The organism is Bacteroides salyersiae (assembly GCF_031172035.1).
GTDB classification, from domain to species: domain Bacteria; phylum Bacteroidota; class Bacteroidia; order Bacteroidales; family Bacteroidaceae; genus Bacteroides; species Bacteroides salyersiae.
This window is the reverse complement of the sequence record NZ_CP133452.1, coordinates 3,050,851-3,063,277: the sequence shown is the minus strand read 5'-3', so window position 1 is coordinate 3,063,277 and position 12,427 is coordinate 3,050,851. Positions and strand designations below refer to the sequence as shown.

The window sequence follows — 12,427 nt, the reverse complement described above, 5'->3', positions numbered from 1 at the left end:
AGTCTCTACCTATCTTTTACAGGATTCTCTTCATCGTTTTCACTCTTCCCGCCATTGATGAAGCGTTCCATATATTCACTCGGGTGCATTCCCAACTCTTTTTTAAAGCAGGCGCTAAAATATTTCGGATCGTTGAACCCGACGGCATAAGCTAACTCCGAGATTCGTACATTCCGCTTCTCCTCCATGATTCTACAAGCAGCTTTCATGCGGATGTTACGGACAAAAGATGAGTACGACAATCCGGTCAGTGATTTCAGCTTTCTGAAAAGAGTTGATTTACTCACTCCCACCTCTTCCACAAAACGAGTCTGATCGAACAACGGATCATCCAGATGAGCTTGCACACTGCCGATTGCTTTCTGTAAAAATTCCTCATCAATACTGGTATAATTCAATTCGTCCACCTCGAAAACCAATTGTTTTTTGAAATCCTTGTTGGCACGTTCCCTGGTTTTCAATAAATTACTGATGCGGGCATGGAGTACACTCAGATTGAAAGGTTTGCTAATAAAAGCATCCGCACCCGCTTCATATGCTTCCACGCGATCTTCTTCCTTATTTTTAGCAGTCAGAAGAATGACAGGGATATGGCTTGTATCAAAGTGTCCTTTCACGTAACGGCAGAATTCAAGCCCATCCATTTCCGGCATCATCACATCTGATACTATCAAGTCCACATCTTTGTTTCCAATGACCTCGATCCCCTCTTTACCATTACAAGCTGTATATACATTATAATTAGCTTTCAGCAGCTTAGTCATCATCATCAACAAGTCCTCATTGTCTTCTACCAAAAGCAATGTGCCCCCTTTTTCCTCTGCCTGTCCCTCTTCTTCTTCCTCCACCACTTCCACGGGAATGTGCTGTGCTACGGGCAGTACATCCGATTTATCATCGATATTCTCCTCCTTATATGCACCGCGATTAATAGGAATAATCACCTTAAACGCCGTACCCTCTCCCAGTTTACTTTGTACGGAGATAGTTCCCTGATGCAGTTCCACCAGATCTTTTGTCAACGACAGTCCGATGCCAGTGCCTATGGTATTGAATTTCCTGTAATCACCTTCATAAAAACGCTTAAACAGTGTTTTCTGAGCCTCTTCCGAAATACCTTCTCCGTTATCTTTCACTACCAACACAGCCGAATCCAATGTTTTTTCATAACTCAGATCGACCCACACCGTTCCTTTTTCTTTGTTATATTTCGATGAATTGGACAACAGATTATATAGTATTTTGTCGATCTTGTCCGAATCAAAATATGCCATAAAGGGTTCGGGATTGGTCATGATCGAGAAATAGATTTTTTTCTTCTTCATCAACGGCTCAAAATTATCCACACTGTTTCGGACGAATGCCGCAAGGTCTCCCCGTGACACACGTAGTTTCAGATTTCCAGTTTCCGCTTTTCTGAATTCCAGAATCTGCTGCAGCAGACGTATCAACCGATTGATATTGTTCGTCATTATCTGATAATAGTCTCCATTCTGCGGAGCACAAAGTTTCAGCTCATCGACCGTTGCCGAAATAATAGTCAAAGGAGTAAGTAATTCATGAGTGATATTCGTAAAAAATTGCAGTTTTGTATGATTCAACTCATCCGCTTTTGCTTTTTCCAGTTCGCGCAAATGCAAAGCATTGTACAGCTGCACACGCTTTTTTCCCATTCTGAATAATATACAGCCCGCCGATATTATTAAAATAGCGTAAATAACATATGCCCACCATGTCCGCCAGGGTGGTGGCAGTATCACTATCTCCATAGCCGGTTCTCTTTCTCCCCATATCCCATTGGAGTTGGCCGCTTTTAAATGAAATTTATAGGTACCGGCAGGCAGGTTATTGTAATAGGCAAACCGGCGCAACTGATCCGGATATTGCCAATCCGTATCGAAACCATCCAATTTGTACGCATATTTATTTTGTGCGGGATTCATATAATCGAGCACGGCAAATTCAATACTAAAATTATTGTGCCAATAGTCCAGCACTATTTTTTTCGTGAAATCGGGTGACTGTTCGGATATCCTGTTTCTCACAGCATCCTCCAGATTATTCCACGATTTATCAAAAATTTTAATATTAGTTATTGTAATAGACAATTGGAAGTCCGACTCTTTCAGACGGTCCGGAAAAAAGCTGTTATATCCATGGGCGCCTCCGAAAAACAGTTCCCCCTCTTCGGTTTTACACGCCACATTCCTGATAAACACATTATCCTGCATGCCGTCCGCCGTAGTATACAGCCTATAGTTGACTTTCGACAGGTCCTCCGGCACATACAGTCTCACCAATCCCACATTCGTACCTAACCACAGTTCATCCTCTTTACTGCCAATAATACTGGATATAACATCGCCCGGAAGATTCCACTGCACATGTACAGATATGAACTTACCGATTTTAGAATCGTACAAACTAAGTCCGCATCCTTCCGTACCAGCCCAGATACGCCCCAATTCGTCTTTATACATACACATCACTTTCAGTGAATTCAGCTTATCATTTTCAGGAGAATAGCTATATATTTTGTAGTCCTTTACATTATTCCCATTCCCCACTACACGTACGATCCCCATATTTTCGGTAGCGATCCACATTTCTCCGTCAACCCCCTCTTCAATATCCTGTGCAATCAGATTGCGCAAATTCAATCCCATTACATCCAACAAATCAAACCGGCAAATATTCCCCTCTGCAGTAAGCATACTGAATCCATACGACGTTCCTAACCAGACCTTTCCCTGAGAATCTTCTTTTATATCATAAATACGATCGCTGGGCAACCAAGGTGTGTCATTTGCCCGATAACATTTCACACGAGCACCGGATTTTGCTTTTTTATCATATACATAGAGCCCGCCGTCATAAGTTCCTATCCATATTTTTCCGGTAGTAGGCGACTGCATGATCGAAAACACGGAATAAGTGGTCGAACCCGTATCCGGAAAGCCAAGCTGACGCATATTCCACCATTCCCCCGTCTGACGATTATATACCACTAATCCGTAAGTACCTATACTCAGCCACATCAGACCCTCATCGTCCACTAAAATATTTCTTACTGAATTAGTTTTAAATACTTTCTTAATATTTTCCAAATGATCCAATGCAAAATTCAACTCACGCGTTATGATTGCCGTTACTCCTCCTCCAAGCGTGCTCAACCACATCATTCCCTGCTGGTCACAAATCATGGAAGTCACCTCATTTCCCGAAATAGAATGTCCGGACTCGTCCGGATAGTAATTAACAAAACTCGTTGTTCCATAAGGCAAAATGCTCAATCCACTTCGTGTTCCTACCCACAGTGAATTTGTGTTCCGATCCTCGGAAAGAGCATAAATTGTATTATCTGCCAAACTACTTTCGACAGCAGGCTCATTTCGAAAAACGTCCCATGACACCCGCTCCATGTCATAAGGATTTTTAAGCAGAAACAATCCACCTTCCCATGTACCTACCCAAATCTGATGATGGCTATCTTCAAAAACAACGTGTGCCGATTTCCGTTCATTCATTTTCGGATAAGCAAAATATTTACCTTCCTCCGGATCGTAACGATAAAGCCCTTCATTCCAAGTTCCGATCCATATATTTCCTTTTGAATCTTCCAAAAGAGATTTCACGGAAGTTTGCGGCATCACATCTTTAGTGGTTTCCCGCGTAAAAAGCACGCAAGAGTCCCTTTCCGGGATATACTGATACAACCCCTGATCGGTCCCTAATAAGATCTGCCCTTTCCGGGTTACTAATATTTTGGATATTGCATTATTGCTGAATTCCGTTTTATTGATCTGTTTAATTTTCCCGGTCACTTTATCCAGCACATTCAGTCCATCATATGTACCTATCCAAATGCGATGCTTCGTATCTTCTTCAATACATGAAATATTATTATTCCCCAGAAGATTCCAATTGTAAATATTCGATTTATAAATCTTCATCTCATATCCGTTATACTTCGCCAAACCGTTACGAGTAGCCATCCATATATAGCCCTCCTTGTCTTGATATACCTGTTGAATGTCATTTGTCGACAATCCATCCGAAGTGCTCAATTGTCTGAAACGGAAGTTCCGGAAATTTTCCGTTGCCTGCAAGGAGGATGTTTCCACAAACATCAACAAAAAAAACAGGCAAAGTAATTTGTAAAGCGGTAAGTATTGATTCTTCATAACGTATTATTTTTTAAGTCATATTAATCTTGTTTATGCGAAGCACACGACAAAATTATATTATAAATCATTAATATTACCAAAGATAAGTAGAATTTAACTCTGAGATATTAAAGTTATCCATCTAAGACAGAAAAAAACAATAGCAAAATCCATCTTCATACAATCCCTTTATCAGCTGGTTTTCAGTCCCTTCACGAAAAAGTAATAATACCAGAACGTATCGCTGAAATAGGGTTTGAATACCTCTTTTGATTTTTCATCCGATTGCCCAGCCATTTGTTCGGACAATTTTATAAACTTATCAAAGCGAGTTACCACTTCATCTTCTATTTTAAACTGCCGATAGTCCACCTTGCGTTCCAAGTAAGAATACAAGATTGCCGCCTCCTGATAATGCAGTGGAAGCCTATCGTGCGTACGAGCATATAGTATAAAACGGGGCCAAAAACGGGCAATGTCCTTCTGCACCAAGTTACACTGCAATGAGAGTTCCACAAGTTCGGGAGGCCCTCCCTCCATGTAAGCGATCTGGCTTATCAGATAGGCTTCCAACAATCCCCCGTCTCCCTCAAGTGCATTATTGTATGCCATCAACGGCTTAATCATTTTAAATTCCGCATCTTCCGCCATCAGTTGCGGCTCATCGATGTAGCGCTGATATTTTTCCGCCCAATCTTTGTGAAATAGAGTCTGTGCCAATGTACTGTTATATTTCTGTGCCAGAGCAAATTCTTCATTCAGTAAAGCGCACTTCACCATATATTTAAGGTATTCCACCTTCATGCCATACTCCACTTTATCTTCCATGCACCAACGGTAACAATAATTAATTTTCCCATACTGAAAGTACAAAGCCTTGGCTCCTGTATTACGCATGACAGGAGTAGTGCGAATAATCCTGTAAGGAACTCCGTTTATCTTAAACTTAAACATCCGGTCGCCCGCCTGCCCCAACTTATAAAGCGCCATATCCGTATTTAAAACAATCAAGCGTGTCGGCTCTCCTTGCTGCGCTTGGGCACAGTCCACCACTTTCTCCCAATCATTGTCCAGAATAGCTCTGTCCATATCGATTGTTATGCGAAAGTTTTCATCATCAAATTCATAATACCATGCTCCTCCCAATGCCATAACAAACACGATCAGGGCAAGTACGACAGATACTACGCGAGCTCTTTCCGTTTTTTGTTTCCATCGATGAGCATAGAAAGCCAGAAATATCACATAAGCATACAATAGTCCAAAAGGCATCCATAAAATCATTTCATTGGGATAAAACCTAGGAAGGACAGATGTGTAAAGAGAGTCGCACATCAATTGCGTGTAGACCAATATGTAATAGAATAACGGGACCAGAGCAATGGCAATTATAGCTACCAGCATATTCCATGCCCACCACACGCGTTTCTGTGTGCACTCATCAATGGCAAACAGGATTACTACCAATAAGGCATAGAATCCTAATATCGGATAACCAACTATAGAAAACAGAATAACTACCCCACCGCGCCATAACCAGTGTTTCAGACAGCGATACACCCAAAAACTTCCCACAACTGCTATCATGCCCAACAGATTGGAAAAAGCATATCCCGGCGATTTCAAAATATAGACCACATAGCCCAACTGTACCAATGCCAGCAATAAGAGTGCGGAAGGAACAAACGAAAGCGTAAAATAACGGTCGGGAATACGAAAAGCCTTTCCCACAAGGTATTGGAGAACCAGCAACAAAGCGATAAAAACAGCTCCACCCAGCCAAGGATAATAGAAGAATTGTGTCAGGAATGTGCCGCCCCATATCAATCCTCCTCCGGGCACCATCATACATTCTTTCAGAAAAGTCCAGGAAGGAAGAAACAGTGATAAATCTTCTACCTTTTTCAGGTAATTGAAGTTATGTATCACCGTCATATAAATAGCCAACAATATAAATACTGATATAGACGCTATTTTCATGTTCCGGTAGTTTGTCTGCTCCCACTTTTCCAGCCAGCCGGACATTTTATTTCCCTTATTGTTTTTCACTGCTGTATTTTTCATCATTTTCGTCTTAGAATCCGCTCGTAAAAGTAGCATATAACCTTCAATTCCACTCTACGTTTACCGATCAAAAAACGCGATTGAATCAATATTCCCCCATGAATGAAATAAAATTAGTGTTGGTTGAAAGTTTTCCCCTTCAACCAACACTCTTTTGTTACGTTTATTTCAGAAATTCGGATGTATATTTTTTCTATACCCCATACATTACGATCACATAGCTACCTTATATGTTTTCATCCCTACTCTGACCAGATAAGTTACGTTTTGCCGGAGCGTGATGCGCGTCAGTCCCCCTGTGGAAATATAAATGCCTGCGTTAATACCGTCCGTGGTGTACACCTGTACTTTCTGCCCCTCCACGGTTCCTTGCAAAATCAGCTCATCATGCTGTGTATACACCTTTAGTGCCGGTTCATCCGCACGGACATCTTCTACGGACGAAGCCGTACTTTCGAAGGTGACGGCCAGTTCGGCATCACTTTTCAGAGCCTGAGTGGTATAAGTCCCGTCTTCCTTCACATAAGCGGTCACATCATTATCGTTGAAAGTCACAGTATTCAGGTTCCACCCCTCTGCCGGCAAAATGGTAAAGGTGTATTGCTCACCACGGGTAATCAGTTGCTTCAATAATCCGTTGTCGGCATGCCGAATAGTGAGGTAATAAGGAAGCTCCTTAAAAGTTACCTGCAGAACCATGTTTTCTGTGGCTTCGGCAATCGTATAAAGTCCTTCATCGTTTACGTCAGCTGTCACGTTTTTATTATTGAGCATCACTTGTGCTATGCCGTAACCTTTAGCCGGCTGAATAGTAAACTCAACTTTGGTATCTTTATCTATTAGCTCACTGCTTTTTTGCTGTCCGTTAATGAGTACCTTTCCATAAACGGCATTATAAGAGGCGGCAACAGTGAGTGATACTAACGGTTCCCCATCTCCATCCTGTTCGATGATGCTGGCAAAATCTCCCCAGATCGGAGCAATCCAATAGCGGGAATAAGCACCTACCGGGACATACAATTTACATTTCTGCTGATTGATTCCCTCGAAAGCTGTTTTGTTAAGGGTCGGTAATTCTGTACACATACAACTAATGGCTTCCACCTTTGTACATCCCGCAAAAGCAGACGCATCAATGTATTTTACGGTCGAAGGCAATGCAATAGAATCAATTCCGAGACATCCTTGAAAGGCGGCATCACGAATTCTTTCCGTCTTGATCGGCAGCTGAATTTTCTCCAAACTTTTACAACCTTGAAACACATAGCGATCGATAACTGTTATCTGATTTGGAATATGAATACTTTCCAACGAACTACAATTGGCAAATGCACTTTCACGAAATGCCAATACGCTATTTGGCACGGCTATAGCACGCAGTTTAGTACAATCACTAAAGGCTCCTACTCCAATATGGGTAATATTATCCGTCAATGTCACATACTCAACATCTGTGCCTTGAAAAGCAAAATCATCGATTGTATTAACCGTTTCCGGCACCGTATATTCAGAACCTTTTCCATTCGGATAAATACGTAAAACAGTTAGGTCCTTACTACACACAACACCGTCTATATCGGCATATTTTTTATTCTTTTCATCCACTTTTATTTCTCTCAATACCGGACACTCGCCAAAGGCTCCGCCGACAATTGTTGTCACATTTTCGGGAATTACAAGTTTTGCTAAAGAGCTACATCCGGCAAAAGCATTTTTCTCAATGCTCTTAATACTTTCTGGAACAGAAAACTCTTTGAAACTGCACTGTGCAAATGTCATGGGCTTTATATAAGGAACATTTGGAGACAATACAAAGCTTTCTAACTCCGTACATCCGAAAAATACCCCCTCTCCCATCACAGAAACAGATATCGGTAATGTAATGGAAACAAGTTTTGTTTTAGCAAACATATAGCTTCCGACCCCTTCACTGTAAGAGACTCCATTTCCACTGCTTGTTCCGGAAATCAATGTATAGTATTTAATACCGCCCGTTTCATAATAATAATCCCCTCCCGAGATAATGTTAACTCCGGACATATCCAGCTTGCGCAAAATGCCTTTCGTTTCCTTTCCAGTCGCATCACATCCGGCCATATCGCGTATAAAGCGGATATCGCTACCATTCAAGGTTCCCGAAACAATCAATTCATCAATCTGATATTTTTTCGAAGAAGCAATTTGCTCAGATAATGTTCCGGCTTTCGCTATATTCAAAGAGATTTTATTTTGTGCCCATACTCCTGCATGTACACAAAGGCAACAACAAACCAACCTCGCAACCCTTATTACATTTATCATTATATTTTTAGATCATAGCATATGAGACACAACCATTCTTTTCACCACTACAGATTCAGGAGTCTGAATGCGCACTGTATAAATTCCCGGCAATAAAATTCCTGCCAAATGAATCACAACAGCCTCTCCCCTTTTAACCAACTTATCCGAATATACCACACGTCCACTACCAATTTCCACTATTTGTATGTCAGCAGTACTATTATTATTTATAAAGACTTTGAAATCACCATTATTCGACATAGGATAGAGTACAACATTATTTTCATCATCGTTCTCCATTCTGCTTATACCAGTACCCCCTTCTTCGTACTTTTGCTGTTCTGTCATCAGTCTCTTATTCTCCTGCCAATAAGAGAGACTAAACATGTCCGCCATCTCATAATCATAAGCCTTAGTATCAAAATATAAACCAAAGCTCTGCGAGTTACTTGCCCCTTCTTCCACAAGAAACAGATTACTTCCAGCAAATGAAGAAGCTCCTGATATGGACAATAATTTCTTGTCATTAACATTTTGTATTTTATAACAACCGTCCTCTTCCAGTTCTAAACGCCATTGCTGACTAACTTTTGCATTCTCTACAGTAAGACGCAAAGTCCCAAATATTGATTCCAAATAATTACCTGTACTCATATCCTTCAGTTTCCAGATATAAGGATTATCAGTAGCTTTCAATTCAAAACTCATATTTACTTCATCATTATCATCATCAATGTTAAAGCCATTTTTAGATTTAGACATCCAACGATCGGAATTTTTATCAAGGATACGTACTACTATGCCATCAGCCAACGCTTTAACACGTTTAAAGCGATCGACATTATCAAAAACACTCATATCCCAACTGTCATACCATTTTACAGTAGGTATCCCCGAACGCATGCTCAGAGGTAACCATACATATTGAGATTTTCCCCCTACATCACCAGAATCCCAACGATCTCCCATATAGACATAGGCGCTCTCATAACCGTTTACCTTCAGTACAAAAGTACTCTGCGAATGATATGTTGTTGTATTGCCCTCGTCAATGGCAAAATTTTTTCCAGGCGTCCAAGCTCCAAATATTTCCGTTGCCGATGCTGAATGTCCCGGATTGGGATTCCACCCCGTACAACCGGAAAAAAGTCCAAAATAGACATCATCAACTTTAAAAATAGCAGGTGCCTCATAACTCAATCCTTTCAAAATCTTTGTTTCTGTAATAGGATTCTTTTCTGTTTCCAAATAATCTTCGGAAAGTAAAGCTACATTCATATTAGTGTTCATATCAGTAGATCCAAAATGATAGGCTTTTCCATCGGTATCTTTAAAAATAGTCTGATCGCGCGAATCATGATTATTAGGACGGAAAGTACTTACAAATTTATAAGTTCCGTCTATTTCATCACTCACAGCGACACAAACGCGCGCTTCCCCATAACCATTACCATCTTCCCAATGAATATACATAACCCACTTTCCTGTTTTATCATTATATATCACTTTTGGACGCTCAAGAGTACATTTACCGGTATTCAAGTCTCTTGCTTGGTTTTCATTAAATACCAATCCTACACGCTTCCAATTATAGAGATCGGCAGAAGTATAGCAACTCACGCCATTACTATTATATCCAGTACGATCCTCCCCAAACCAATAATATATTCCTTCATGGAAAATAACACAACCACCATGAGCATTAATATGCCTGCCAGTAATATCATTCCAAACAGATCCTGGAACAATTTTATCATTGGCAGCCTGTGCCACAGTATTTCCTATGTTGCTGCTCAATGCAGCAACCATCAAAAGCGAATAAATAAAAAATTTCATCATCTTATTAAAATAAATAACACATTTCACGATTATAAAATCATTAACGACCGCAAATAAAGAAAAAACACATTAACTATTATATTAAAAATATTTCAAAGAAGAATGAGAAAATTATTGTGAAACAAATTTCCTCTTATTCGAAATAAGAGTCCTCTCATTCACATATTTAAATCCATTCTATTTACCGGATAACAATCAACTTCCGTATTTCTTTATATACCGAAGTTTTTATGCGAACCATGTAAATACCCGGATTTAATCTGCCAGATAACTCTATAGCATATCCGTTATTATCCAATTTTACGGTTTGGTATACTTGTAATTGCCCATATATATTATATAAAGCCAGCTGAGCCTTTATCGGTTCTTGAGATATCACATTAATCCGGCTGCTTTTCTCATCATAGTATAAAGTAAAAACTTCATCAACTCCCTTTTTCATAACTTGCAGATTTGTTATATGCTTCTCTTGTTCTTTAATTAACACCAAATTATTTTGTCGATAATCCTTTGTAAAAAGAGCTGCTTCTTCATCTTCCGGATAAATCTTCGAATCAAAATAAACCCCAAAACAACGAGCATCTTTTTCTCTACCCAAATAAATAGTTGAACCAACAAACGTAGAAGAACCCGAAATAGCTAAATAATACTCTCCCACATTGTTTTTTATTTTATAAGTACCGTCTTCCTGTAATAAGAAAGTCCATAATTGCGTCGTTTTATCATTTTCTTCACTTAAACGTAAAGTACCAAATACAGACTCCACATATTGTCCCGTTTTGTTATCTTTAAGCTTATAAACGTAAGGGTCATCCGTAGCATAAAAAGTAAAACAAAGATTGGTATTACCATCATTCTCTAACAGGAAAGACGACTTTGATCGTGAAACAAAACGATTAGAATTACGATCCAACAAAAAATATTGCCTCTTGTCCTCAATAAATTTGGTGCGCTTAAAACGGTACATATTATCAAAGATACTCAGATCCCATTCATCATACCAATGTATTGTGGGATAGCCCGAGCGCATGCTGATTGGTAACCATACCTGTTTTGAACTTTCCAAATTATTTTCATCCCAACGGTCACCTACATAAACTAATTTTTGATCATCTCCTCCTACTTTAAAAACAAAAGCACTCTGAGAGTCATAAGTAGTCCCTTTTACGTCATCCACGCAAAACTCAATCCCACTACCAGTAACATCTGTAAATACCCGCTCATAACTCCAACCTTCAAGCATATTATACGAATAGGCCCAACGACTGCGATTGGGTTTCCAATACGTACATCCTGAAAAAAGTCCGAAATACATATCATACATCTTGAATATAGCCGGAGCCTCATACTTTACCCCATCCAAAATAATCGATGCATTCGAAGTACCATCCAGATAATCATCATTCAACTGTACCCCCAATATGTCCGCATTGGTATTTACCGCTCCGATGAAATATACTCTTCCATCTGTATCGTCTTTAAATAACGTATAGTCCCGGCTCAAAATCCCATTCACACATGAAATTTCATATAAATCATAATCCCCCTCCATATGATCACTTACCAATCTACAACTTTTGGTAATAGTCACTTCCATATTCTCCCAAACAGCCCATATAATCCACTTTTTTGTCAACTCATTGTACAAAATTTTAGGACGATATAAATTACGACCTTTTGCCAAATCCCAATTGTCTTCACTTATCTTTCCAGACAGTGGTATTATCAGCCCCCTATTAGTCCAATTATACAGATCTTTCGATCGATAACATCCGACTCCATTACATTCATTTCCTGTCCGGCTGTCTCCTATCCAATAATAATAACCGTCCTCATATACAATATATCCCGCATGAACATTGATGGCTTTACCACTTGTATCATTCCAAATCTGTCCTGGACGAAAAGTCACATTCTGCGCCTTTATAATCTCATTTATTGCAAACAAAAATACCCAAAACAAAAAAACTCTCATAATTATGTAGCAATATTCAAATTAATAATTAATACAGTTGATTCTTGTGTCAGTTCAATCCGAAACCCAAAATGTTATCTCTCGTATACACGTTTACATA

General features: G+C 39.7%; 5 protein-coding genes. All 5 read right to left on the bottom strand.

The window, feature by feature from the left end:
- Positions 1-5 precede the first annotated feature (5 nt).
- The 5 genes from RB604_RS11180 to RB604_RS11160 all read right to left on the bottom strand — a co-directional run bounded on the left by RB604_RS11180 (position 6) and on the right by RB604_RS11160 (position 12,327).
- Positions 6-4,184 (bottom strand): hybrid sensor histidine kinase/response regulator transcription factor, encoded by a 4,179-nt coding sequence (locus RB604_RS11180; RefSeq protein ID WP_007478234.1) that lies wholly within the window; start codon positions 4,182-4,184, stop codon positions 6-8.
- A gap of 174 nt (positions 4,185-4,358) precedes the next feature.
- On the bottom strand, positions 4,359-6,233 hold the full coding sequence (locus tag RB604_RS11175) for a DUF6057 family protein (RefSeq protein ID WP_122282106.1): 1,875 nt from the start codon (positions 6,231-6,233) through the stop codon (positions 4,359-4,361).
- A gap of 210 nt (positions 6,234-6,443) precedes the next feature.
- Positions 6,444-8,531 (bottom strand): leucine-rich repeat domain-containing protein, encoded by a 2,088-nt coding sequence (locus RB604_RS11170; protein WP_082430634.1) that lies wholly within the window; start codon positions 8,529-8,531, stop codon positions 6,444-6,446.
- A gap of 12 nt (positions 8,532-8,543) precedes the next feature.
- Positions 8,544-10,352 carry a family 43 glycosylhydrolase gene (locus RB604_RS11165; RefSeq protein WP_081504128.1) on the bottom strand — a complete coding sequence of 603 codons (1,809 nt, stop codon included), beginning with the start codon at positions 10,350-10,352 and terminating at the stop codon, positions 8,544-8,546.
- 181 nt (positions 10,353-10,533) lie between these two features.
- On the bottom strand, positions 10,534-12,327 hold the full coding sequence (locus RB604_RS11160) for a T9SS type A sorting domain-containing protein (RefSeq protein ID WP_055295763.1): 1,794 nt from the start codon (positions 12,325-12,327) through the stop codon (positions 10,534-10,536).
- Positions 12,328-12,427 lie beyond the last annotated feature (100 nt).

Coding starts and splice junctions, on each gene's coding strand:
- RB604_RS11180 (WP_007478234.1), bottom strand. CDS start 4,184: ATGAAGAATCAATACTTACCGCTTTACAAATTACTTTGCCTGTTTTTT.
- RB604_RS11175 (WP_122282106.1), bottom strand. CDS start 6,233: ATGATGAAAAATACAGCAGTGAAAAACAATAAGGGAAATAAAATGTCC.
- RB604_RS11170 (WP_082430634.1), bottom strand. CDS start 8,531: ATGATAAATGTAATAAGGGTTGCGAGGTTGGTTTGTTGTTGCCTTTGT.
- RB604_RS11165 (WP_081504128.1), bottom strand. CDS start 10,352: ATGATGAAATTTTTTATTTATTCGCTTTTGATGGTTGCTGCATTGAGC.
- RB604_RS11160 (WP_055295763.1), bottom strand. CDS start 12,327: ATGAGAGTTTTTTTGTTTTGGGTATTTTTGTTTGCAATAAATGAGATT.